Source organism: Streptomyces sp. NPDC058525 (genome assembly GCF_042719495.1).
In the GTDB taxonomy this organism is placed as follows: domain Bacteria; phylum Actinomycetota; class Actinomycetes; order Streptomycetales; family Streptomycetaceae; genus Streptomyces.
The window spans coordinates 95,113-119,077 of record NZ_JBHXNP010000010.1; the positions used below are offsets into that span (position 1 = coordinate 95,113).

Here is a 23,965-nt window from a genome sequence, read left to right on the forward strand (position 1 = left end):
GACAGGGCCATCGTCACCCCTGGTCCAGGCCGTTGGTCATCACCACCGCTCGCGGCCCTCGCCGCGCCCGGGCGCGGCCTCGACGAAGCGGGGCTCAGCCCTCCTTGATGAAGCCCTCCTTCAGGAGCCAGTCCTTGGCCACCTCGTGCGGATCCTGCCCGTCCACGTCCACCTTGGCGTTCAGCTCCCGAGCCACCTGCGTCGTGAGCCGCTTCGTCAGCGGGTCCAGCAGCTCCGTGATCACCGGGTACTCGGCGAGCGTCTTCGCGTGGACCACCGGGGCCGCGTTGTAGTTGGGGAAGAACTTCCGGTCGTCGACGAGGGTGTCCAGGTCCATGGCCTTGATCCGACCGTCCGTGGTGAACGCCTCGCCCAGCAGGCAGGAGTCGGACTTCGAGACCTGCGTGTAGATGATCCCGGCGTCCATCTTCTGGATGTTGGCCGTCGGGATCTTCATCCCGTACGCCTTCTCCATGCCCGGCAGCCCGTCGTCGCGCGAGGCGAACTCGTTCTCCACGCACAGGGTCACCGCCGACGGGTCCTCCCGCACCAGCTTCGCCACGTCCGAGAGCGTCTTCAGCCCGTACTTGGCGTTGTTCTTCTTGCTGATCGCCAGGGTGTAGGTGTTGTTGAGCGTGGACGGCGGCAGCCACGCCACCCCGTTCTTCACGTCCGCGTCCCGCACCGCCTCCCACTGCCGCCGCGGGTCGTCGATCGGCTCCGCGTTGCCCTGGTAGGTGATCCAGGCCGTGCCCGTGTACTCGTACATCACGTCCGCGTCGCCCTTGCGGACCGCCTCGCGCGAGCTGATCGAGCCGGGCAGGTTGGTCCGGTCGACGACCTCCGCGCCGGCGGCCTTGAGGATCAGGCCGATCATCTGGCCGAGCACGATGTTCTCGCTGAAGTTCTTCGAGGTGACCGTGAGCGTGGCGCCCTTGAGGGGCTGCCCCTGCCCCACCGAGCCCGGTACGACGTCGTCCGCCATCGGCGATCCGCTCTTGAGCCCGCAGCCCGCGAGGGCCAGCAGCGCCACCGCGCCGACGGCCGCCCGTGCCCGCGAGCCGCGCGAGGTACGCGAGGTACGCGAGGTACGCGAGCCGCGCGAGGTGAGCCAGGTACGCGAGGTGCCCATCTACGCCTCCAGCCCGCGCGGGGTCAGGACCGTCTCCGCCAGCGAGGCCAGCCAGTCCACGAACAGGGCGAGCAGCACGGTCAGGACCGAGCCCAGGATCAGCACCGGCATCCGCTGCGTCTGGATCCCGGAGGTGATCAGATCGCCCAGGCCCCCGCCGCCGCCGAAGGTGGCCAGGGTGGCGGTGCCGACGTTGAGGACCAGGGCGGTCCGGACGCCCGCGAGGATCAGCGGGACCGCCAGCGGCAGTTCCACCTTCGCGAGGGTCCCGGTGGCCGACATGCCGATCCCGCGGGCCGCCTCCACCAGCTGCGGGTCGATCGCCCGCAGCCCCGCGACCGTGTTGGACAGCACGGGCAGCACGGCGTACGCGACCATGCCGATGATCGCCGTCGACGGGCCGATGCCGAGCCAGATCACCAGCAGCGCCAGCAGGCCGATCGCGGGGGTGGCCTGGCCGATGTTGGCGACCGCGGTGACCAGCGGCGCGGCCCGGCGCAGCCCGCCGCGGGTGAGGGCGATGCCCAGCGGGATCGCGATGACCAGCACCCAGAACGTGGAGATCGCGGTGAGCTGGATGTGCTGCCACAGCCGCAGCTCGACGTTGCCGCCGGAGAGGGAGTTCTCGGCGATGGAGTCGAGGGTGATGTTGCTGATCCACAGGTAGGTGGCCAGCAGGACCAGGGCCAGCGCGGCCGGCGGCAGGACCAGCCTGCGCCAGGTGATCCGGCGGGGCGGGGGCGCCGGAGCCGGGGCCTCCTCGGCCTCGACCAGCTCGTCGTCCCGCAGGACGAGGTCCCTGAACGAGTGCCCCTTGACCTCGTGTTCGCCCGGAGGCCGTTCGCCCTGCGGACGGCCGCCCGGTGCGGAGTTCCCGGTGCTCACGAGTCGCCCGCACCGCCCTCCAGCTCCCGTTCGGTCCGGTGGTGGCGCAGTTCCTCCAGGTCGTGCCGGTGCTCGGCGGCCGTGAGCCGGTCGGCCTCCAGCATCTCGTGCACCGAGTTCAGCAGGGTCTCCATGTCGACGACGCCGATGTACTCGCCGCGCCGGCCGGTGACCGCGACCCGGCCGCCGCTGTCGGTGAGGACCGCCTCCAGGGCGTCGTGCAGGGTCGCGTCCCGGGTGACGGTGTCGTGCACCAGCTGGCCGGCCCGGGCCAGGGAGCCCTTGGCGCGCATCAGGTCGCCGCGGCGCAGCCACTTGTAGGGGCGGCCGCGCCGGTCGAGCATCAGCAGCTCGTTGGTCGTGCCGTCGCGCAGGGTGTTGAAGATCTGCTGGAGCGGATCGTCCACCGAGACGGTCGGGAAGGCGGCGATGCCCACGTCCCGTACGCGGGTCAGGTTGAGCCGTTTGAGGGCCGCGCCGGCCCCGACGAAGCCGGAGACGAAGTCGTCGGCGGGGTTGGTGAGGATGGCCTCGGGGGTGTCGAACTGCGCGATGTGCGAGCGCTCGCGGAGCACCGCGATCCGGTCGCCGAGCTTGATGGCCTCGTCGAAGTCGTGGGTGACGAAGACGATCGTCTTGTGCAGCTCGTGCTGGAGCCGGATCAGCTCGTCCTGGAGGTGGTCGCGGGTGATGGGGTCCACCGCGCCGAACGGCTCGTCCATGAGCAGGACGGGCGGGTCGGCGGCCAGGGCCCGGGCCACTCCGACGCGCTGCTGCTGGCCGCCGGAGAGCTGGCGCGGGTAGCGGCCGTGGAACTCGCGCGGATCCAGCCCGACCAGGTCGAGCATCTCCTCCACCCGGTCCTTGACCTTGGCCTTGGACCAGCCGGTCATCTTCGGGACCAGGGCGATGTTCTCGGCGACCGTCATGTGCGGGAACAGGCCGGAGGACTGGATCGCGTACCCGATCTTGCGGCGCAGCTTCACCGGGTCCATGTCGGTGACGTCCTCGTCGCCGATGCGGATCCGGCCCGAGGTGGGCTCGATCAGCCGGTTGATCATCTTGAGGGTGGTGGACTTCCCGCAGCCCGAGGGGCCGACGAAGACGACCGTCTCGCCCGCCTTGATCTCCATCGAGACGTCGTCGACGGAGGGGTTGGGGTTGCCGGGGTAGCGCTTGGTGAGGTTCTCCAGCCGGATCGTCGCGCCCGAGGTGGTTCCCGGGCCGTCGGCGCCGGCGGACGCGGACGCGGACTCGGACTCAGACACGGATTCCCCTCGGGATGGTCAGACGGCCGAGCAGGACGTACGCGGCGTCGAAGAGCAGGGCGAGGATGACGATGCCGATCGTCCCCGCCAGTACCTGGTTGATGGCGTTGGCACTGCCCAGCGAGGCGATCCCGCGGAAGATCTCGTTGCCGAGTCCCGGCCCGGAGGCGTACGCGGCGATCGCGGCGATGCCCATCAGCATCTGGGTGGAGACGCGGATCCCGGTGAGGATCGGCGGCCAGGCGAGCGGGAGCTCGATCTTCAGCAGCCGGGCGGTGCGGGACATCCCGATGCCCGTCGCCGCGTCGACCAGGGCGGGGTCGACCCCGCGCAGGCCGACGATCGAGTTCCGGACGATCGGCAGCAGCCCGTACAGGGTCAGGGCGATCACGGTCGGCGGCACCCCGAGCCCGACCATGGGGATCAGCAGGCCGATCAGGGCCAGGGAGGGGATGGTCAGGATCGTGGCGGTGGAGGTGATGGCGAGGTCGCCGCCCCAGTTGCTGCGGTAGGAGAGCAGGCCGATCGCGAGGCCGAGCACGGTCGCGATGACCATGCACTGGAAGACCACGCTGGCGTGCTGGAAGGCGTCGGTGAGGAGCTGTTCGTGGCGGGCGGAGACGTACCTCCAGAAACTCACACCGCGTCACCTCGTCCTATCGGCTGTCGTCCTCGGCCGCTTGTTCGACCAGTGGGATGATCCGCAAGGGTACGGGATTCTCCATGACAATCGCGGTCGAAGCCCGCACGATGCCATCAAATCCGACAACACGGTCGATCACCCGCTGGAGATCGGCGTTGGACCGGGCCACGAGCCGGCACAGCATGTCCCCGTGCCCCGTGGTGGTGTGCAGCTCCAGCACCTCCGGCACCCCGTCCAAGTGGGCCCGTACGTCGACCCCTTGGCCCTGTTTGATCTCCAGCGTGGCGAAGGCGGTGACCGGGTAGCCGAGGGCCGCGGGATCGACCTGCGGACCGAAGCCGCGGATGACGCCGTTCGACTGAAGCCGGTCGAGACGGGCCTGCACGGTCCCGCGCGCCACCCCGAGCCGCCGGGAGGCCTCCAGGACCCCGATCCGGGGCTCGCGGGCGAGCAGGACGATCAGACGGCCGTCGAGTTCATCGATGCCCACGGGGCCTCCATGGTGGTCATAGTGCACAGATGTTTCAGCCATCCTCCGCCTCCACTGGTCACTCTGTACAGCCAAACAGGAAACTATTGCGCAGCTTGTGGATCGGCGGGACTCTGCCCTCATGACTGAGTCTTCGACGAACCTCGCCACCACCCCCCACACCGCGCGTGAGGCAGACCCCTTCCCGGTGAAGGGCATGGACGCGGTCGTCTTCGCCGTCGGCAACGCCAAGCAGGCTGCGCACTACTACTCCACCGCCTTCGGCATGAAGCTCGTCGCCTACTCCGGACCGGAGAACGGCGTGCGCGAGACGGCCAGCTACGTCCTCACCAACGGGGCCGCGCGCTTCGTCCTCACCTCCGTCATCAAGGCGACGACCGACCGCGGCCGCTTCCTCGCGGAGCACGTCGCCGACCACGGCGACGGCGTGATCGACCTGGCCATCGAGGTCCCGGACGTGCGGGCGGCGTACGCCTACGCGGTCGAGCACGGCGCCCGCGGCCTGGACGAGCCGTACGAGGTCAAGGACGAGCACGGCACGGTCACGCTGGCCGCGATCGCCACCTACGGCCAGACCCGCCACACCCTGGTGCAGCGCGGCGACTACACCGGCCCCTACCTGCCGGGCTTCGTCTCCGTCGACCCGATGGTCGAGCCCCCGGCCAAGCGCACCTTCCAGGCCATCGACCACTGCGTGGGCAACGTCGAGCTCGGCCGCATGAACGAGTGGGTCGCCTTCTACAACAAGGTCATGGGCTTCACGAACATGAAGGAGTTCGTGGGCGACGACATCGCGACCGAGTACTCGGCGCTGATGTCCAAGGTGGTCGCGGACGGCACCCTGAAGGTGAAGTTCCCGATCAACGAGCCGGCGATCGCGAAGAAGAAGTCGCAGATCGACGAGTACCTGGACTTCTACGGCGGCGCGGGCGTCCAGCACATCGCGCTGGCCACCAACGACATCGTGGCCACGGTCCGCTTCATGCGGGCGGCGGGCGTGCAGTTCCTGGACACGCCGGACTCGTACTACGACACGCTCGGCGAGTGGGCGGGCGAGACGCGGGTGCCGGTGGAGACCCTGCGCGAGCTGAAGATCCTCGTCGACCGCGACGAGGACGGCTACCTGCTGCAGATCTTCACCAAGCCGGTGCAGGACCGGCCCACCGTCTTCTTCGAGATGATCGAGCGGCACGGGTCGATGGGCTTCGGCAAGGGCAACTTCAAGGCGCTGTTCGAGGCGATCGAGCGGGAGCAGGCCAAGCGCGGCAACCTGTAACCTCCGCGCCTCCCCCGACCCCCTGGCTCCGGCCGGGGGGTCGCGACTGCCGGCCGTCGGGTCGGGTTTGCCTCCGGCGGCGCCTCAAACGCCGGCGGGGCTGGGTTGGATGCCCTGTTTCGCTGCGTGCACGTGCAGGCTGACGCCGGCCAAAACCAGCCCCGCCGGCGTTTGAGGCGCGGGGGTCCCCCCGGACGGAGTCTGGGGGAGGGTCTGGGGCGGAGCCCCAGGTTGTGGACCTGCCGGGTCGCGGCCCCGTGAGGGGAGGGCCGCGGCTCGGTCAGCGGGAGGACGGGGACGGGGTCGGCTTCGGCGTCGCAGGCTTCGGCTTCGGCTTTGCCGCCGGCTGCGCGGCCTTCGGGAGCTCCGGCGCCACCCACGGCCGGGTCGGCCGCATGTTCTCCGGCCCGCCCGCCGCCGGCTGCCCGACCGCCGCCAGGGCCTCCTTCGCCAACGGCCCCCGCAGCGGCGAGAAGTGCGGATTCGTCCGCATCGCCTCCTGCAGGTGGCGCCGCGTCGCCGCCTCGTCCCCCAGCGCCCGCTCGATCATCGCCCGGTGATAGGCGAAGTCGGCGCTCCGCAGCCCCAGATCGGTCGCCTTCTTCGCGTACTCCAGCGCCGCCGAGTCCTCACCCGTCTTGTGCAGCGCCCAGCCCAGCGCATCCGCGACCTGCACGCTCTTGTGCCGCGACCACTCGTCCGACAGCCGCCGCACCGCCGCCGCCGGATCCCCGTGGTCCGCCTCGTACAGGCCCAGCACCACGTCGTCGTCGACCCCGTTCGCGCCGTCCCGTACCGACAGCGCGCCCAGCATGTCGTACGGCAGCCGCGCCTCCTCCTCGCGCCCCAGCGCGTCCAGCAGCTCGCCCAGCTCCAGCGCCAGCCGCGGCACCGGAGTGCGGCCCAGCGCCATCCGGTAGTCCCGTACCGCCTCCCCGCCGCGCCCCAGCGCGGCCAGCGCCCGGGCCCGGCCGCCCAGCGCCTCCGCCTGCGCCGGATCCGTCCGCAGCGCGCCCTCGTACAGCCGCAGCGCCTCCGCCGCCTCGCCCCGCTCCCAGGACAGCTCCCCGAGCCGGAACAGCGCGTACGCCTTCTCCGCCGGACCCTTGGCCGCGCCCGCCGCGTGCTCCATCGCGACGACCGCGTCCTCGCGCCAGCCGCGGTCCCGGTAGACCTGCGAGGCCCGCACGTACGCCGCCAGCCCCGGCCGCAGCTCCAACAGCCGCTCCATCGCCGCCTGCGCGGCCTTGTACTCGCCCAGCCCCGTGTACGCGTCCACCAGCACCGGGTACGCCGTCCACCGCTTCGGGGACTGCGCCCGCACCAGCTCGCCCCACTTCTTCCCGGTCCCGAAGTCCCGACGGGCATTGGCCAGCGTGCCCATGCCCGTCATCGCGTCGAAGTTGCCCTTCTCGGCCGGGCGGACCTCCAGGGACCGCTTGAGGGCCTTCTCCGCCTTCGGGAACCAGGCCGGGTCCGCGGAGCGCCGCGCCTGCTCCAGGTAGGCACCGCCCAGAACGGCCCACGAGGCATCGTCGTCCGCGTGCTTCGCCAGCCATTTCTCGCGGTCCGCGACCAGCGCCGTCAGGTCCACCGCCGCGGCCGGCGCGCCCATCCCGACCGCCGCCGCGGCCCGTTCGCTCGGCCCCGGCGGGCGGGCGTCGTCCCCGGTGCGGGCCGGCCGGATCAGCAGGGCCCCCGCGATCAGGACCACCGCGACCGCGGCCGCCACGAGCGTCTTGCGGCCGGTGAAGGTCACGGGCGGCGCCGGGGTCTGCGATTCCTCGTCGATACGGTCGATACGGTCCATGGGCTCACTGTGCGTCAATATGAAGAGCTCTCCGGGGTGCCCGAAGCCGGTCGCGGCCGTGTTCACACCGATGGTCCCCCAGGCGCCCCCGCCCGCACCCACACTGGCACCATGGATGACGATCTCTTCGCACGTCTTCGATCGAGCCTGCTGACAGGCCTTCCCGCCGAGGCCCTGCTCACCGACCCCCAGGTGACCGCCTCCTACGCCACCGACATGGCCAGCTTCTGCGCCGCGGGCACCCCCGCCGCCGTGGTCCTGCCCCGGACCGTGGAACAGGTCCAGCACGTCATGCGCACCGCGACCGCCCTACGGGTCCCCGTGGTCCCGCAGGGCGCCCGTACCGGCCTGTCGGGCGGGGCCAACGCCTCCGACGGCTGCATCGTGCTGTCCCTCGTCAAGATGGACCGGATCCTGGAGATCTCCGCCGTCGACCGGATCGCCGTCGTCGAACCGGGCGTGGTCAACGCGGTGCTCTCGCGGGCCGTCGCCGCACAGGGCCTGTACTACCCGCCCGACCCCTCCAGCTGGGAGCAGTGCACCATCGGCGGCAACATCGGCACCGCCTCCGGCGGGCTGTGCTGCGTCAAGTACGGGGTCACCGCCGAGTACGTCCTGGGCCTCGACGTGGTCCTGGCCGACGGGCGGCTGCTGAGCACGGGCCGGCGTACCGCCAAGGGCGTCGCCGGATACGACCTCACCCGGCTCTTCGTCGGCTCCGAGGGCAGCCTCGGCATCGTCGTCCGGGCCGTCCTCGCGCTGCGCCCGGCGCCGCCCCGGCAGCTCGCGCTGGCCGCGGAGTTCCCCTCCGTCGCGGCCGCCTGCGCGGCCGTCTGCGCCGTCATGGAGGCCGGCCTGACCCCCTCGCTGCTCGAACTGATGGACCGTACGACCGTCCGGGCCGTCAACGCGCTGGGCAAGATGGGCCTGCCGGAGGCCACCGATGCCCTGCTGCTCGCCGCCTTCGACACCCCGCACGCCCCCGAGGACCTCGCGGCCGTGGGGGAGCTGTGCACGGCCGCCGGGGCCACCGCCGTCGTGCCCGCCGAGGACGAGGCGGAATCGGAACTGCTGCTCCAGGCCCGCCGGATGTCCTTCCCCGCGCTGGAGGCGCTCCGGCCCGCGACGATGATCGACGACGTGTGCGTACCGCGCTCGCGGCTCGGCGAGATGCTGGACGGCACGGCCGCGATCGCCCGTGCGCAGGACCTGCTCATCGGGGTCTGCGCGCACGCGGGCGACGGCAACACCCACCCGATCGTCTGCTTCGACCCCGCCGACGAGGACGAGACGCGGAGGGCCCGCGAGTCCTTCGGCGAGATCATGGCGCTGGGGCTCTCGCTGGGCGGGACCATCACCGGCGAGCACGGGGTGGGCGTGCTGAAGAAGGAATGGCTGGCCCGCGAACTCGGCCCGGTGGGGCTGGAGATGCAGCGGGCGGTCAAGGCCGCCTTCGACCCGCTCGGCCTGCTGAATCCGGGCAAGCTGTTCTGACCCGCCGGCGGATTCCCCGGCGGACTTCCCGGCGGATTCCCCGGCCGGCGTCACAGGTCCCCCTCGGCGGACTCGTCCGAGGGCCAGGGGTCGCGCAGCCACAGTTCGTCGGCCGGGGTCGGGGCCAGCAGCTCGGCCAGGGCGTCGTCCAGGCCGAGCCGCTCGGCCTCGCTGCCGGGCGGGACGATGCGCAGGGTGCGCTCCAGCCAGGCCGACACGGAGGCGGCGGGGGCCTCCAGCAGGGCGTCGCCGTCGGGCGAGCTGAGCGCCATGCAGAGCACGGACCTGTTGTCGATCTTGGTGGGCCAGATCCGGACGTCGCCGTGGCCGCACGGGCGGAACACCCCCTCGACCAGCAGCTCGCGGGCGAAGGTCCAGTTGACGGGGGCGCTGGAGCCGGTGTGGAAGGTGATGTGGACGGCGTACGGGTCGTCCGTGAGGTAGAGGAGCCGCGCGGGGACGGGGATGCTGCGCTCGGGGGACAGGACCAGCTTGAGTTCCAGCTCGCGCTCGATGACGGGGTGGTGCATGACGGCCTCACTTCGGTTCGGTGCGCGGGCGCGGAGCGCGCCCCACATCCGGAGAGAGCTGCCGTGTGCCCGGGTATGACGCGACTTCGTGGGGCGAATCGAAGGTTGGCCGAATTCTGTCGGGTGACCGGAAACAGTCGCATGGCCCGGGGTTCGCCCGAAGGTTTGGAATCTCCCGTTACCCGACCTGTCGGGGGGCGGTTCTTGGCTATGGTCCTCCCCTGCACATGCCTCAAGCCACGATCGGAGTTGGGGACATTGACGGCCTCCCCTGGTGACGGCGAGCACGCGGCCCGCGAGGGCTACTACCCCGATCCGTCCATCCCCGGATACGTCCGGTACTGGAACGGCGCCGCCTGGGTTCCGGGTACGAGCCGACCTGCCCCGGCGGTGCCGGTGCCGGTGTCCGTGCCGGTGGAGGAGACGGGGCCGGTGTTCCTGGACCAGACCTCGGCGACGGAGGCGGTGCCGGAGCGGGAGGCCGGGCCGGCCGCGGGGCCGGCGGGCGGGCAGGCGGTGTGGCAGGCCGATCCCCTCCACCAGGCCGGCTTCGGCGGGCCGCGCGACCACCGGGTGTCGTGGGGCAGCCCCGCGGAGCCCGGACAGCGTCCGGACCCGGCGTCCGAGGGCAGCCCGGCGGAGCGCGGGCAGTGGGCGGACCCGGCGTCCGAGGGCGGCCCGGCGGAGCGCGGGCAGTGGGCGGACCCGGCGTCCGGGGGCAGCCTGGCGGAGCGCGGGCAGCGGCCGGGCCCGGCGCCCGAGCCGGAGCCCGGCCGGCCGGCCCCGGTCCCTGCCCGGGCCCCCGCCGCCGGGATCTCCCTCGCCCGTACGCCGTCCGCCGCGGCCGGGATCCTGTCGGCCCGCTCCCCGGCGGCCGCGTCCCCCTCCCCCTCCCAGGCGTGGCCCGACGCGCCCGGCGGGTCCGGCGGCTCCAGAGGATCCGGCCTGACGTCCTCATGGCCCGAGACGACGCCCGCGCCCCCGGAGCCCCCGACCCGCCCCGAGCCCTGGCCGCCCCGCCCGGCGGGCACGCGCCCCTCGATCCCGGCAACCAGGACCACACCCCCGCCGGAGTCCCGATCCCCCCACGCAGAACCCCCCACCACACCCCCGAACACCCCCTGGCCCCCACACGGCGAGGCCGACGCTCCGGGGTCCCGCCGCGAAGCCCCCGCCGAGCCCTGGCCCCCGCGCGGCGAGGCCGACGCTCCGGGGTCCCGCCGCGAAGCCCCCGGCGAGCCCTGGCCCCCGCGCGGCGAGGCCCCCGCGGAAGCCTGGACCCCGCGGGGTGAGCCCGAGGCTCCGGCCCCCCGCCACGAAGCCCCTGCCGAGCCCTGGGCCCCGCGCGGTGGGGCCGAGGCTGCGGGGTCCCGCCGCGAAGGCCCCGCCTCCCGGCGGGAGTCGGCCCCCGGGGGCTGGCAGCCCCGGGGGGACGCAGCCGAAGCACAGCCCTGGCCCCCGCGCCGGGACGGCGCCGAGGCGCCGGGCCGCGAAGCCCCCGGCGAGGCCTGGCGCCCCCGCGGCGAGCCCGCCGAAGCCCCCGCCCCGCGCAGGCAGGCCGCCCCCGGGTCCCAGGCACCCCACCGGGAGGCCCCTGCCGAGCCCTGGCCCCCACGCGGTGGGGCCGAGGCTGCGGGGTCCCGCCGCGAAGGCCCCGCCTCCCGGCGGGAGTCGGCCCGCGGGGGCTGGCAGCCCCGAGGGGAGTCCGCCGAAGCACCCGCCCCCCGCCGGGAGGCCACAGGCGGCCGGGAGGCCACAGGCCGCCGGGAGGCCACCCCGCGGGACGTGTTCGAGCGGATGGCCGAGCGGGCCGTGCGGCCCGCCGGGCTGGGGCGTCGGGTCGTGGCGCGGGCCGTGGACTCCCTGGTCCTCGCGGCCGTCGCGGCCGCCGCCGCCTGGCCCCTGGTGCCCGCCGCCACCGCCCACCTCCAGGCCAAGGTGGACGCCGCCCGGGTGAGCGGCCGCACCACCACCGTCTGGCTGCTCGACGGGACCATCGCCGGCCACCTCGGCCTGGTCCTCGGCGCCGTGCTCGTCTTCGGCATCCTCTACGAGGCCCTGCCCACAGCCCGTTGGGGCCGCACCCCGGGCAAGAAGCTGCTCGGCGTGCGCGTGCTGGCCACCGCGACGCTGCGCCCGCCCACCGTCGGCGCGGCCCTGCGCCGCTGGCTGGTGTACGCCTTCCTGGGGCTCCCCGGCAGCCTCTGGTGCCTCGTCGACCGCCCCCGGCGCCGGGCCTGGCACGACAGGGCGGCCGGGACGTACGTGGCCCGCTGAGCCGCCCGTGACGGGCCGGTCCCCCGGATGGACCGCGTCGCGTTGCGGGCCCGTCGGTACCGGGTTCGACTCGGGCCATGAGTACCGACCAGCCGCCGCCGGGCGAACGCCCCGAGGACGACCCGTTCCTCAAGAAGCCCCAGGAACCGACGCCTCCGTCGGGCGGTTCGCCGTACGGCTCACCGCCCCCCGGCCCCCCGCCCCCCGGCGGCGCGGGCGGCGCCGGCGGCGGCGGCGGCGGATATCCGCCCCCGCCGCCCCCGTACAACGGCAGCGGCGACCCGTACGGCGGTGGCGGCGGCTACGGCATGCCCGATCCGCTCGCGGGGATGCCCCCGCTCGCCGACTTCTTCAAGCGGCTGGTCGCCCGCATCATCGACGTGATCATCGTCGCCGTGCCGCTGTTCCTCATCCAACTGGCCTTCGGCACCAAGCGGTACATGGTCGAGACGAACCGGGGCGAGGACATCAGCGAGGTCATCACGCGGTCCTACAGCGGCAGCGGCCTGATCATGACGCTGATCTCGATCGTCGCGTACATCGGCTACGACTGGTGGTTCACCCACAAGAACGGCCAGACCATCGGCAAGAAGGCGATGGGCCTGCGCGTCGCGATGCTCAACGACGGCAGCGTCCCGCAGTCCAGCCCGGCCCTGGCCCGCGCCGCGGTGCTCTGGCTGCCGACGCTGATCTGCTGCTTCTGCCTGTGGCCGATCGCGCTGGTGATCTCGATCCTGGTGGACAAGCCGTACAAGCAGGGCCTGCACGACAAGGTCGGCAGGACGGTGGTCGTGCAGTCCACCACCTAGCCGACCAGTCGGTCAGTGGTGGACGGGGTGTTCGGCAGCGGCCGTCCGGGGTTCGGGTACCCGGGCGGCCGTCGGCGCGTCCGCGTACGGCAGGGGGGCCGGAACGGGCGCGGGAGCCGCGGCGGCCGGGGCCGAGCCGGGGCGGGCCGCGTGGCGGCCCCCGCGCCCGGGGAGCGGCACGGTGACGGCGACGAGCAGGCCGAGCGCGAGGGCGGCGGCGGCGATGAGCGCGATCCAGAGCCCCGAACTCGTCTGCGAGAGCAGCAGCATGGCGATCGTCGACACGACGACGGTGGCGGACCCGTAGGCGAGCTGTGCGGCAGTCGGACGCGGCATGGCGATATCCGTCCTCAGGGAGGGGAGGGGGAGTCGGCTCAACTAGGTCGCGCGTCAAGTGACTCTACGAGGGTGGATGCCCGAGCGGAACCGCCAGTAAGCGTGACCTAACCCACGGTGCCGGTGCACGGGGGGCGCACGGGGTCATGCCGCACGCCGTCGGGGGCCCCGAAATGCCCCGCCGAGGCGCGCGCCGGACGCCGTGACGTGGCCTTCGCCCCATATGGCAGCGGAACGTCCGAATAGCGGAACTGACTGACCGCATAGTGCAGTTGTAAGGAACAAGTCAAGGTCTGTCTTTTCTTTCGACTCTCCGGTCAAATGTCGTCACTTGAGACGCGCGCCGCGCGGAACCCCCCGCTCCTATGGAGACGTTCCGACCGTCCATGCGGCCGCGGGAGGGGAACGACATCAAGTGACCAGCAATTCCGCCAGACGGCGTGCGCTTCGTACCGCCGCCGTCGCCGTGACCATGGCCGCCTGCGCCACCAGCGCCACCTTCTTCACCGTCGCCTCGGCCCAGGCCGACGAAAAGGGCCCGGGCGCCGCCCCGGCCGCCGACCGGCAGGACCCGACCGCTCCTGCCAAGGTGGTCGAGCACGACCTCAAGGGCCCGTTCAGCGAGCAGCAGGCGCAGCAGCGCAAGGCCGCCCTGGACCAGGTCCTGACGGGCAAGAAGGACGTCGAGCAGCGCGGCGCCTCCAAGGTCGTCAAGCTCGACGACAAGAAGTACGTCGAGCTCGGCCGCGAGAAGACCGACAAGATCTTCACGATCCTCGTCGAGTTCGGCGACCAGGTCGACGACACGACCATGTACGACCCGGACGGCCCCGGCCCCAAGCCGCCCGTCCAGAAGTACGGCGGCACCCCGGGCCCGCTGCACAACACGATCGCCCAGCCGGACCGCGCGAACGACAACTCCACGGCCTGGCGCAAGGACTTCAGCCGCGACTACTTCCAGGAGCTGTACTTCGGTACGGGTCAGGGCAAGCACTCGCTGAAGACCTACTACGAGAAGACCTCCTCGGGCCGCTACTCGGTCGAGGGCGAGGTCTCCGACTGGGTCAAGGTCCCGTACAACGAGGGCCGTTACGGCTCCAACTACTGCGGCCAGACCAACTGCTCCAACGTGTGGGACACCGTCAAGGACGGCGTCCTCGCGTGGACGGAGGCCCAGAAGAAGGCCGGCAAGACCGACGCGCAGATCAAGGCGCAGCTGGCCCAGTACGACCAGTGGGACCGCTACGACTTCGACGCCGACGGCAACTTCAACGAGCCCGACGGCTACATCGACCACTTCCAGATCGTCCACGCGGGCGAGGACGAGTCGGCCGGCGGCGGCGTGCAGGGCACGACCGCGCTGTGGGCGCACCGCTGGTACGCGTACGGCACCAGCGCGGGCAAGACCGGCCCGGACAACAACAAGGCCGGCGGCACCCAGATCGGTGACACCGGCATCTGGGTCGGCGACTACACGATGCAGCCGGAGAACGGCGGCCTCGGCGTCTTCGCGCACGAGTACGGCCACGACCTCGGCCTGCCGGACCTCTACGACACCTCCGGTGGCGGCGAGAACTCCGTCGGCTTCTGGTCCCTGATGTCGGCCGGCTCCTGGCTCGGCACCGGCAAGGACTCCATAGGCGACCTCCCGGGCGACATGACGGCCTGGGACAAGCTCCAGCTCGGCTGGCTGAACTACGACACGGCGAAGGCCGCGACGAAGTCCACCCACAAGCTGGGCGTGGCGGAGTACAACACCAAGGACAAGCAGGCGCTGGTCGTCGAGCTGCCGAAGAAGAAGGTGCAGACGGACGTCGTCGCTCCCGCCGAGGGCTCCGCCCAGTGGTGGAGCAACATGGGTGACGACCTCAAGAACACCCTCACCCGCTCCGTGGACCTGACGGGCAAGACGTCCGCCGCCCTGTCCCTCAAGGGCTGGTGGGACATCGAGGCCGAGTACGACTACCTCTACACCGAGGTGTCGACCGACGGCGGAGCCAACTGGACCGCCCTCGCGGGTACGGCCGACGGCACGGCCCTTCCGGTCGACGCGGCGGGCAACCCGTCGCTGACCGGTGTCTCGGGTGCCTGGAAGTCGCTGAACTTCCCGCTCGACGCCTACGCGGGCAAGAAGGTCGACCTCCGCTTCCGCTACCAGACGGACGGCGGCGCGGGCGGCAAGGGCTTCACGGCCGACGCCGTCAACATCACCGCGGACGGCGCCACCCTGTTCGCCGACGGCGCCGAGAACGGCGACAACGGCTGGACCGGCAAGGGCTTCTCGCGCATCGGCGCCGGCTTCACCAAGGAGTACGCGCAGTACTACCTGGCCGAGAACCGCCGTTACGTCTCGTACGACTCCACCCTCAAGGTGGGCCCGTACAACTTCGGCTTCGGCAACACCCGTCCGGACTGGGTCGAGCACTACCCGTACCAGGACGGCCTGCTGATCTGGCAGTGGGACACCTCCCAGAAGGACAACAACACCAGCCAGCACCCGGGCCAGGGTCTGATCCTGCCGATCGACGCCAACGCCAAGCCCATGAAGTGGGCGGACGGCACCCTGCTGCGCAACAAGATCCAGCCGTACGACGCGACCTTCAGCGCGTACTCGACGGACGCGTTCACGCTGCACAAGAACGGCGAGTCGCTCTTCCTGAAGCCGAAGGCCGCCCAGCTGGTCTTCGACGACCGCAAGGGCAAGTACTTCTACGACGAGAACCCGACGGGATCGGTGAAGGTCACTGACACCAACACCAAGATCAAGATCCTGAAGGAGACCTACGACGGTGAGGTCATGACCATCGAGGTCGGGCCCTCTTCGAAGTAATTCGGTAAAACCGCAGGTCAGAGCATGATCGGCCGTCGCCCCCTAGCGGGCGGCGGCCGATCGCGTTTAGATGCGTGGTGCGAGTTTCTTATTGACGGGGGAGATGACAGCCATGCCCGGTGGAGGTTTCGTCAGATTGCCAGGCGGCAGCGTGGTGGTCGCGCTCACGCTGCCGCGACCCTCGGGAGAGGGTGGAAATGTCCGGGTTCTGGTGCACGCCGCGAACCGGGCCCGCGCCCTGACCAGGCTGCGGAACCTCGGCATGCGGGCGGTGTACCTGCGGGGCAACGCGCAGCCCCCGACCCCGGACGAGGTCACGGCCGTCCTGCACCACCCGGACGGCCTGCTGTGGCGCTGCGCGCCCGACGTGGCCGAGGAGCTCTGGCACCCCATCCGGGCCCTGCTGGGCACCTAGGCGGGGCCCCGCAGCCTCTGCCGGAAGCCTCTGCCGCGGCGCCCCTGCCGGGCGCCCCGGCGGGGCCTAGTGCTGTGGCCGGGAAGGTTTGCCGGGTCGCGGCGTCCGGTGCGGTGCATCGCAAGGCGGAGGACCACAGCTTGTACTGGACGTACTTGCGTGGTCCGACAACGCGGCGAGGTGCCGTGCCGGGCGTCGCGACCCGGTGAACCTTTCCGGTCACAGCACTAGCCGCCGACCAGGACGACCCCGGCGGCCCGGAGCTCGTCCAGGGCGCGGGCGGTGGTGTGCGGGGCGACGGCGGCCGTCAGGTCCAGCAGGACCCGGGTGGCGAAGCCGGCGCGGGCGGCGTCGAGGGCGGTCGCCCGGACGCAGTGGTCGGTGGCGATGCCGACCACGTCCACCTCGGTGACGTGCCGCTCCCGCAGCCAGCGCGCGAGGTCCGTCCCGTTCTCGTCGGCCCCCTCGAACCCGCTGTACGCGGCCTCGTACGCCCCCTTGTCGAAGACGGCGGCGACCGCGCCGGAGGCGACGGCGGGGGCGAAGTTCGGATGGAAGCCGACGCCCTCGGTTCCGGCGACGCAGTGGACGGGCCAGGAGGTCTCGTAGTCCGGCTCGGCCGGGGGGTGCGCGAAGTGGCTGCCCGGGTCGATGTGGTGGTCCCGGGTGGCGACCACGTGCCGGTAGCCGGCGGTGGCCTGCCCGATGAGCTCGGTGATGGCGGCGGCGACATCGGCCCCGCCGGTCACCGCGAGGCTGCCGCCCTCGCAGAAGTCGTTCTGTACGTCGACGACGATCAGTGCGCGGTGCATGTGCGTTGCCCTTCGCTTTGGCGGGTGTGGATGTGCGGGCCGGCTGCTGGGGGCTCTGTCCCCGGACCCCCGCGCCTCAAACTCCCGCGAGGCCGGGTGGGGCCGCCGCGGAGCCCCGGGTGCGGCGCCGCACCCGGCCTCAGACGTACTCGGTCGGAAGCACGGCCTCGCCGCGCGAGAGCTGGGTCGCCGACAGCGGCAGCCCGGCGCACGCGGCGCGGTGCCGGTCGCGGGCGGCCTCCAGCGGCTCGCGGGCGATCACCTCGCCGGCCTTGACCAGCTGCGTCAGGAGCTGCCGGTCCGCCAGCGCGGCCGGCACCGGGCCGGTGCCGATGACCTCCGCCTCGGCGACGCCCTCCGCGTCGACCCGGCGGGCCGCCCACTTGCGGCCGCCGATCGAGGTCTTGCCGCCCGTGGACTTCTTCGCCACCGGCACCAGCGGCGCCTTCGGGTCCGCCGACGCCGCCCGCGCCACCAGCTTGTAGACCATCGAGCACGTCGGGTGCCCGCTGCCCGTCACCAGCTGGGTGCCCACCCCGTACGCGTCCACCGGCGCCGCCGCCAGCGAGGCGATGGCGTACTCGTCCAGGTCAGAGGTGACCACGATCCGGGTCTGCTCGGCCCCCAGCTCGTCCAGCTGCTGCCGCACCCGGTGCGCCACCAGCAGCAGGTCTCCGGAGTCGATGCGGACCGCGCCCAGCTCGGTGCCCGCGACCTCCACGGCCGTGCGCACCGCCTCCGCCACGTCGTACGTGTCCACCAGCAGGGTCGTGCCCCGGCCCAGCGAGGCCACCTGCGCGGTGAAGGCGTCCCGCTCGCTGTCGTGCAGCAGGGTGAAGGCGTGGGCGCTGGTGCCGACCGTCGGGATGCCGTACCGGAATCCGGCCGCCAGGTCCGAGGTGGAGGTGAAGCCGCCCACGTACGCGGCGCGCGAGGCGGCCACGGCGGCCAGCTCGTGCGTGCGCCGGGCGCCCATCTCGATCAGCGGCCGGTCGCCGGCCGCCGAGGACATCCGGGAGGCGGCCGCGGCGATCGCCGAGTCGTGGTTCAGGATAGACAGGATCACGGTCTCCAGCAGCACGCACTCGGCGAAGCTGCCCTCGACGCGCAGGACCGGCGAGCCGGGGAAGTAGACCTCGCCCTCCGGGTAGCCCCAGATGTCGCCGGAGAAGCGGTACGAGGACAGCCAGTCCAGGGTCCGCATGTCGACGACGGCCCGCTCGCGCAGGAAGTCCAGCACCGCGCCGTCGAAGCGGAAGTTCTCGACCGCGTCGAGCACCCGGCCGGTTCCGCCGACCACGCCGTACCGGCGTCCTTCGGGCAGCCGGCGGGTGAACACCTCGAAGACCGAGCGGCGGTCGGCGGTGCCGTTGGCCAGGGCGGCCTGCAGCATCGTCAGCTCGTAATGGTCCGTGAAGAGCGCTGTCGACGGCACGTCCACCGGCAGGCCCAGGTCCGCAGGGTTCATGCCGGCGATGCTAGCGCACATTTCGTCAGAGTGACGAGATGTAGGACCCGTTTGTGCGACGGGCCCGTCACGGTGGCAGCATGGGACAAGTGAGTGTTGCTCCCATTGAGATCGAACGCACCGAGTCGGCCGAAGAGACCTTCGCGGTCCCCGAACCCGACGTCCCCTGGGTGACCCTGGTGCACAACGACCCGGTCAACCTCATGAGCTACGTGGCGTACGTGTTCCAGGCGTACTTCGGCTACTCGAAGGACGTGGCGCACAAGCTGATGCTCGACGTCCACCACAAGGGGAGAGCGGTCGTGTCCAGCGGCAGCCGCGAGGAAATGGAGCGCGACGTGCAGGCCATGCACGGCTACGGCCTGTGGGCGACCCTCTCCCAGGACCGCAACTGATGGGCGGCACGTTCCAGCCCCTGAAGGGCGGCGGCGGCGCGGCCATCGCGCTCGACGAGATCGAGATCTCCATCCTGCGCTCCCTCGCCGTGCAGCTGCTCGAGCTGATCGGCCCCGGCGAGCCCGAGCCCGCCGAGGACGCCGACCCGCTGGCCGCGCTGTTCGCCGCCGACGGCCCCACCGAGCCCCCGGCGGACCCGGCGCTGGCCCGGCTCTTCCCCGACGCCTACGGCGGCCCGGACGGCCCCGGCGCCGAGGAGGACGCCGAGGAGCTGCGGGCCCGCTCGGCGGAGTTCCGCCGCTTCACCGAGAACGACCTGCGCACCCGCAAGCGCGAGGACGCGCTGGCCGTCGTGCACAGCCTGGACCGGCTCACCCCGGCCGGCGACGGGGCGGCGGTGCTCGAGCTGACCGGGGAGCTGCCGCTGCGCTGGCTCGGCGCGCTCAACGACCTGCGCCTGACCATCGCGGCCCGGCTGGACATCACCGAGGACGACGAGAGCGCGCTGCTGTTCCGGCTGCCGGACGACGATCCGCGCAAGCCGATGGTGATGGCGTACCTGTGGCTGGGCGGCCTCCAGGAGACGCTCATCGAAACCCTCTGAAGATCCTCAAGGGCGCACATCGTTCGCTCAGCGGACGCTCAAATCCGGATAACGATCAGATCACCGCGATGCGGTGGTCTGATCTGTTTCAGGATCTATGTCCTGAAATTGCCGTGTCCCGTGTCACATTTTCCGTCCTCGGGCACCCGTAAGCACGTGATAAATCTTCACGATCGCCGCCGGGACGCCACCCATGACCCGCGGCCTGCTTGAACCGGCTGACCGCCGGCGTGCAACTCCATCCGTATCCGGGGGGATCGAGGACCCGATCCGCAGCCATCAGAAGGCGCGGGTCGGCGTGGAGAAAGGCGCACCAGACATGACCTCTGTGCAGGTCGAGCAGCACGGCAAGACGCCCGGAGAGGGCACGCGGGGCGAGGGCGGCGAGGGCTACCACCGCACACTCGGAGCCCGCCAGATCCAGATGATCGCGATCGGCGGAGCCATCGGCACCGGCCTGTTCCTGGGCGCCGGCAAGGCGATCTCCAAGGCCGGCCCGAGCCTGATCCTGGCCTACGCCATCGCGGGCCTGGTCATCTTCTTCATCATGCGGGCCCTGGGCGAGCTGCTCATGTACCGCCCCGTCTCGGGCTCCTTCTCGGACTACGCCCGCGAGTTCCTGGGCCCCTTCTGGGGGTACGTGACCGGCTGGACGTACTGGCTCTTCTGGGTGGTCACCGGCATCACCGAGGTCACCGCGGCCGCGCAGTACATGTCGTACTGGACCCATGACAGCTTCCCGCAATGGGCGTACGCGCTGATCTTCACCGTCATCCTCTACGGCGCCAACCTGATCTCCGTGAAGCTCTTCGGCGAGCTCGAGTTCTGGTTCTCCATGGTCAAGGTCACCGCCATCGTCGGCATGATCCTGATCTGCGCCGGCATCCTCACCATCGGGTTCTCCGACGCCGCCGACACCGCGACCGTCAGCAACCTGTGGAACGACGGCGGCTTCTTCCCCAAGGGCCTCGGCGGCACGCTGATGACCCTGCAGATCGTGATGTTCGCCTTCCTCGCCGTCGAGCTGGTCGGCGTCACCGCCGGCGAGTCCAAGGACCCCGCGAAGACCCTGCCCAAGGCCATCAACACCGTGCCGTGGCGCATCGCCGTCTTCTACGTCGGCGCACTCATCATGATCCTGTCGGTCGTCCCGTGGACGCACTTCCAGCCCGGCGTCTCGCCCTTCGTCGCCGCCTTCGAGCGCATGGGCCTGGGCGTCGGCGCCGCGATCGTCAACTTCGTCGTCCTGACCGCCGCCCTGTCCTCCTGCAACTCGGGCATGTACTCCACCGGCCGCATGCTGCGCGACCTCGCGCTCAACGGCCAGGGCCCGAAGATCTTCACCAGGCTCACCAAGAGCGGCACCCCGCTCATCGGCACCACCTTCAGTGCCTCGCTGATGCTGGTGGGCGTCTGGATCAACTACGTCGCCCCGGGCAAGGCCTTCGACTACGTCGTCTCCTTCGCCACCATCTCCGGCATGTGGGCCTGGATCATGATCCTGGTCTGCCAGATCCGCTACCGCGCCAAGGCCGACCGCGGCGAGCTGCCGCAGTCCTCCTTCCGCGCCCCCGGCGCCCCGTACACGAGCTGGTTCGCCCTGCTCTTCATCGGCATGGTCATCGTGATGATGGGCGCCGACAAGGACGCCCGCGTCTCGCTGTACTGCGCCCCGCTGTGGGGCCTGCTGCTGGGTCTGGCCTACCTGTTCTCCCAGCGCCGCGGCCGGGACGGCGGCACCTCCGTGAAGGTCTCGCTGAGCGTGGACGCCTGACGCCACGGCCCTCTGTCCACCATTCGGGCCCTCCCGTACCACTCCTCGGTACGGGAGGGCCCGTCTGCTTATCCTGTCGCTCATGCTGACCCTCACCCAGGACCTGTACGACCGGATCGTCGCGCACGCCCGCCAGGACCACCCCGACGAGGCGTGCGGCGTGGTGGCCGGCCCGGCGGGCACCGGACGGCCCGAGCGCTTCGTCCCGATGCTCAACGCGGCCCGCTCGCCCACGTTCTACGAGTTCGACTCCAAGGATCTGCTCAAGCTCTACCGCGAGCTGGACGACCGCGACGAGGACCCGGTGATCGTCTACCACTCGCACACCGCGACCGAGGCCTACCCCTCCCGCACGGACGTCACCTACGCGAACGAGCCCGGAGCGCACTACGTGGTCGTCTCGACGGCGGACGCGGACGGCCTCGGGGAGTTCCAGTTCCGCTCCTACCGCATCGTCGACGGCGAGATCACCGAGGAAGAAGTGCAGGTCGTCGAGGCCTACTGACCGAGCGGTGACCAGCATGTGAGCGCAATGCGTCCACGATGCGGGATCCCACTCCAAACGGGGCACCTGGAATCGTTAACATGACCGCATGGTTTCCCACGACGTGAGCATCGAGACGCCCGGCAGGCTGCTGCTCGTGGCGCGGCTGCACGTCGACCTGTGCCGCCTCGCCAGCGCGATCTGTCCCGCCGTCTGAGCACCAGAGCACCAGAGCCCTCTCGCGCGGGGGGCCAGGAACCCGCGCGCCTTCACGTTCTCACGCCCTCACTCACGACTGGAGCCAGCCATGGCCATCGAGGTCCGCATCCCCACCATCCTCCGCACCTACACCGACGGCGAGAAGGCCGTGTCCGGTGAGGGCGCCACCCTCGCCGACCTCTTCTCCGACCTGGAGACCCGGCACAAGGGCATTGAGGAGCGCATCGTCGACGGGGGCCAGCTGCGCCGCTTCGTGAACGTCTACCTCAACGACGAGGACGTCCGCTTCCTCGACGGCATCTCCACCGCGCTGAGCGACGGCGACAGCGTCACCATCCTCCCGGCCGTGGCCGGCGGCGCTGTCTGATGCGTTACGACTCCCCGCTGGCCGCCGTGGGCAACACGCCGCTGGTCCGGCTGCCCCGGCTGTCGCCCTCGGAGGACGTCCGCATCTGGGCGAAGCTCGAGGACCGCAACCCCACCGGCTCGATCAAGGACCGCCCGGCGCTCCACATGGTCGAGCAGGCGGAGAAGGACGGCCGGCTGTACCCCGGCTGCACGATCCTGGAGCCCACCTCGGGCAACACCGGGATCTCCCTGGCGATGGCGGCCAAGCTCAAGGGCTACCGCATCGTCTGCGTGATGCCGGAGAACACCTCGCAGGAGCGGCGCGACCTGCTGGCCATGTGGGGAGCCGAGATCATCTCGTCGCCGGCGGCGGGAGGATCCAACACCGCCGTGCGCGTCGCCAAGGAGCTGGCCGCCGAGCACCCCGACTGGGTGATGCTCTACCAGTACGGCAACCCGGACAACGCGGGCGCCCACTACGCCACCACCGGCCCGGAGGTCCTCGCCGACCTCCCGTCCATCACCCACTTCGTGGCGGGCCTGGGCACGACCGGCACCCTGATGGGCGTCGGCCGCTACCTGCGCGAGCACGTCCCCGGAATCAAGATCGTCGCGGCCGAGCCGCGCTACGACGACCTGGTGTACGGCCTGCGGAACCTGGACGAGGGATTCGTCCCGGAGCTCTACGACGCCTCGGTGCTCACCACGCGCTTCTCCGTGGGCTCGGCGGACGCCGTCACCCGGACCCGGGAACTCCTCCAGCTGGAGGGCATCTTCGCGGGCGTCTCCACGGGCGCCGCACTGCACGCGGCGATCGGCGTCGGCCGCAAGGCGGTGGCCGCGGGCGAATCGGCGGACATCGTGTTCGTCGTGGCCGACGGCGGCTGGAAGTACCTGTCGACGGGCGTCTACACGGCCGCCACCACCGAAGAGGCCATCGAGGTCCTCCAGGGCCAGCTCTGGGCCTAGGCCGACTCTCCCTCACGCGCCACCGGCCCGCTTCCCCTCCACCGGGGGAGCGGGCCGCGGCGCATCCGGGCGCACGTCGCCCGAATGGCCCACGGAAGTCGCCGGGACGGCGGTACGGGCAGACGCTGAACGTGCCCTACCGACCCCACAGAGAGGGTGGTGGCTCGATGACGACCACTCCCAACCCCGCGGCCCCCGGCACGTCCGGCAAACCCCCTCCCTCGGGGAGCTCCTCCGCCTGGGCGGCGGGAGGCGTGCTGTTCGCCGCCGTCCTGATGATGATCAACGGCGTGTTCGCGATCTTCGAAGGGATCGCCGCGCTCGCCAAGGACGACGTCCTGTTCCGGGTCCGCGACTACTCGTTCCGGTTCGACCTGACGTCCTGGGGCTGGATCCACCTGATCCTGGGCATCGTCGTCCTGATCGTCGGCATCGCCATCCTCAAGGGCACGACATGGGGCCGGGCCGTCGGCATCGCCCTGACCGGCGTAATGATCATCCTGCACTTCCTGTGGCTGCCCTACCAGCCGTTCTGGTCCCTGATCGCCATCGCGATCGGGGTGTTCGTGATCTGGGCCCTGTGCACCGACCGCAGCCCCGGCGCCCTCTGACCCACGAGGCCCCGCCGAAGGCCGGGACGCCCACGGGCCGCCCCGGCCCGCCGCGCTCACGGCGCTCAGCGCACGCACGGCGCTC

Annotated in this window: 24 protein-coding genes; 14 read left to right on the forward strand and 10 right to left on the reverse strand. The window is 71.5% G+C overall.

Annotated elements, in window-relative coordinates; all coding sequences use genetic code 11:
- Positions 1–94: 94 nt before the first annotated feature.
- From ACFWP3_RS08250 to ACFWP3_RS08270, 5 genes are read right to left on the reverse strand one after another with little or no spacing between them, the layout of a single operon-like run.
- Complete coding sequence (locus ACFWP3_RS08250) at positions 95–1,132, reverse strand: glycine betaine ABC transporter substrate-binding protein (protein WP_384217507.1); 1,038 nt, start codon at positions 1,130–1,132, stop codon at positions 95–97.
- Positions 1,133–2,017: an ABC transporter permease gene (locus ACFWP3_RS08255; protein WP_384217509.1), complete on the reverse strand. Its 885-nt coding sequence runs from the start codon at positions 2,015–2,017 to the stop codon at positions 1,133–1,135.
- Entirely contained in the window at positions 2,014–3,285 is a 1,272-nt protein-coding gene (locus tag ACFWP3_RS08260; RefSeq protein ID WP_384217512.1) for a betaine/proline/choline family ABC transporter ATP-binding protein, read from the reverse strand. Before ACFWP3_RS08260 ends, ACFWP3_RS08255 begins: the two co-directional genes overlap by 4 nt.
- Entirely contained in the window at positions 3,278–3,925 is a 648-nt protein-coding gene (locus ACFWP3_RS08265; protein ID WP_384217514.1) for an ABC transporter permease, read from the reverse strand. The genes ACFWP3_RS08260 and ACFWP3_RS08265 overlap by 8 nt, the downstream gene beginning before the upstream one ends.
- A 16-nt stretch (positions 3,926–3,941) precedes the next feature.
- On the reverse strand, positions 3,942–4,418 hold the full coding sequence (locus ACFWP3_RS08270) for an Lrp/AsnC family transcriptional regulator (RefSeq protein ID WP_384217516.1): 477 nt from the start codon (positions 4,416–4,418) through the stop codon (positions 3,942–3,944).
- A gap of 121 nt (positions 4,419–4,539) precedes the next feature.
- Between ACFWP3_RS08270 and hppD the strand changes: the two genes are divergently transcribed.
- Positions 4,540–5,694, forward strand: coding sequence for a 4-hydroxyphenylpyruvate dioxygenase (hppD, locus tag ACFWP3_RS08275; protein WP_384217519.1), 1,155 nt, complete (start codon positions 4,540–4,542; stop codon positions 5,692–5,694).
- Between the two features lie 280 nt (positions 5,695–5,974).
- On the opposite strand, the gene ACFWP3_RS08280 is transcribed toward hppD, so the two are convergent.
- Entirely contained in the window at positions 5,975–7,504 is a 1,530-nt protein-coding gene (locus ACFWP3_RS08280) for a tetratricopeptide repeat protein (RefSeq protein ID WP_384217521.1), read from the reverse strand.
- Between the two features lie 111 nt (positions 7,505–7,615).
- Here ACFWP3_RS08280 and ACFWP3_RS08285 point away from each other — a divergent pair, with 111 nt between their 5' ends.
- Positions 7,616–8,998 carry an FAD-binding oxidoreductase gene (locus tag ACFWP3_RS08285; protein ID WP_384217523.1) on the forward strand — a complete coding sequence of 461 codons (1,383 nt, stop codon included), beginning with the start codon at positions 7,616–7,618 and terminating at the stop codon, positions 8,996–8,998.
- Positions 8,999–9,048: 50 nt separating this feature from the next.
- Here the strand turns inward: ACFWP3_RS08285 and ACFWP3_RS08290 are convergent, their stop codons facing one another.
- Positions 9,049–9,528 carry an SsgA family sporulation/cell division regulator gene (locus ACFWP3_RS08290; protein ID WP_384217525.1) on the reverse strand — a complete coding sequence of 160 codons (480 nt, stop codon included), beginning with the start codon at positions 9,526–9,528 and terminating at the stop codon, positions 9,049–9,051.
- Between the two features lie 258 nt (positions 9,529–9,786).
- On the opposite strand from ACFWP3_RS08290, the gene ACFWP3_RS08295 reads away from it, so the two are divergent.
- Both ACFWP3_RS08295 and ACFWP3_RS08300 read left to right on the forward strand, forming a co-directional pair.
- Positions 9,787–11,805 (forward strand): RDD family protein, encoded by a 2,019-nt coding sequence (locus ACFWP3_RS08295; RefSeq protein ID WP_384217527.1) that lies wholly within the window; start codon positions 9,787–9,789, stop codon positions 11,803–11,805.
- 77 nt (positions 11,806–11,882) lie between these two features.
- Positions 11,883–12,614, forward strand: a complete 732-nt coding sequence (locus ACFWP3_RS08300) for an RDD family protein (RefSeq protein ID WP_384217529.1) — start codon at positions 11,883–11,885, stop codon at positions 12,612–12,614.
- 12 nt (positions 12,615–12,626) lie between these two features.
- On the opposite strand, the gene ACFWP3_RS08305 is transcribed toward ACFWP3_RS08300, so the two are convergent.
- A complete protein-coding gene (locus ACFWP3_RS08305; RefSeq protein ID WP_384217531.1) occupies positions 12,627–12,950 on the reverse strand; it encodes a hypothetical protein in 324 nt (107 codons plus the stop codon).
- Positions 12,951–13,422: 472 nt separating this feature from the next.
- On the opposite strand from ACFWP3_RS08305, the gene ACFWP3_RS08310 reads away from it, so the two are divergent.
- Together ACFWP3_RS08310 and ACFWP3_RS08315 are read left to right on the forward strand one after the other, a co-directional pair.
- Positions 13,423–15,780, forward strand: coding sequence for an immune inhibitor A domain-containing protein (locus tag ACFWP3_RS08310; RefSeq protein ID WP_384217614.1), 2,358 nt, complete (start codon positions 13,423–13,425; stop codon positions 15,778–15,780).
- Between the two features lie 112 nt (positions 15,781–15,892).
- Positions 15,893–16,195 carry a hypothetical protein gene (locus ACFWP3_RS08315; protein WP_069920444.1) on the forward strand — a complete coding sequence of 101 codons (303 nt, stop codon included), beginning with the start codon at positions 15,893–15,895 and terminating at the stop codon, positions 16,193–16,195.
- Between the two features lie 227 nt (positions 16,196–16,422).
- On the opposite strand, the gene ACFWP3_RS08320 is transcribed toward ACFWP3_RS08315, so the two are convergent.
- The gene (locus ACFWP3_RS08320; protein ID WP_384217533.1) at positions 16,423–17,007 is read right to left on the reverse strand and encodes a nicotinamidase; all 585 of its coding nucleotides are present in this window, start codon (positions 17,005–17,007) and stop codon (positions 16,423–16,425) included.
- A gap of 139 nt (positions 17,008–17,146) precedes the next feature.
- The gene (locus ACFWP3_RS08325; protein ID WP_384217535.1) at positions 17,147–18,475 is read right to left on the reverse strand and encodes a nicotinate phosphoribosyltransferase; all 1,329 of its coding nucleotides are present in this window, start codon (positions 18,473–18,475) and stop codon (positions 17,147–17,149) included.
- Positions 18,476–18,555: 80 nt separating this feature from the next.
- Between ACFWP3_RS08325 and clpS the strand changes: the two genes are divergently transcribed.
- The 8 genes from clpS (at position 18,556) to ACFWP3_RS08365 (ending at position 23,880) form a co-directional block, all read left to right on the forward strand.
- The gene (clpS, locus tag ACFWP3_RS08330; protein ID WP_361750857.1) at positions 18,556–18,870 is read left to right on the forward strand and encodes an ATP-dependent Clp protease adapter ClpS; all 315 of its coding nucleotides are present in this window, start codon (positions 18,556–18,558) and stop codon (positions 18,868–18,870) included.
- Positions 18,870–19,475 (forward strand): DUF2017 domain-containing protein, encoded by a 606-nt coding sequence (locus tag ACFWP3_RS08335; protein WP_384217537.1) that lies wholly within the window; start codon positions 18,870–18,872, stop codon positions 19,473–19,475. Before clpS ends, ACFWP3_RS08335 begins: the two co-directional genes overlap by 1 nt.
- 319 nt (positions 19,476–19,794) lie before the next feature.
- Positions 19,795–21,249 carry an amino acid permease gene (locus tag ACFWP3_RS08340; protein WP_384217539.1) on the forward strand — a complete coding sequence of 485 codons (1,455 nt, stop codon included), beginning with the start codon at positions 19,795–19,797 and terminating at the stop codon, positions 21,247–21,249.
- 82 nt (positions 21,250–21,331) lie between these two features.
- Entirely contained in the window at positions 21,332–21,754 is a 423-nt protein-coding gene (locus ACFWP3_RS08345) for a Mov34/MPN/PAD-1 family protein (RefSeq protein ID WP_384217541.1), read from the forward strand.
- Positions 21,755–21,842: 88 nt separating this feature from the next.
- Entirely contained in the window at positions 21,843–21,950 is a 108-nt protein-coding gene (locus tag ACFWP3_RS08350) for a putative leader peptide (RefSeq protein WP_312847437.1), read from the forward strand.
- A 90-nt stretch (positions 21,951–22,040) separates the two neighbouring features.
- Positions 22,041–22,319: a MoaD/ThiS family protein gene (locus ACFWP3_RS08355; protein ID WP_384217544.1), complete on the forward strand. Its 279-nt coding sequence runs from the start codon at positions 22,041–22,043 to the stop codon at positions 22,317–22,319.
- On the forward strand, positions 22,319–23,269 hold the full coding sequence (locus ACFWP3_RS08360; protein ID WP_384217546.1) for a PLP-dependent cysteine synthase family protein: 951 nt from the start codon (positions 22,319–22,321) through the stop codon (positions 23,267–23,269). Before ACFWP3_RS08355 ends, ACFWP3_RS08360 begins: the two co-directional genes overlap by 1 nt.
- 167 nt (positions 23,270–23,436) lie before the next feature.
- Positions 23,437–23,880, forward strand: coding sequence for a hypothetical protein (locus ACFWP3_RS08365; protein WP_384217548.1), 444 nt, complete (start codon positions 23,437–23,439; stop codon positions 23,878–23,880).
- Positions 23,881–23,965: the final 85 nt, after the last annotated feature.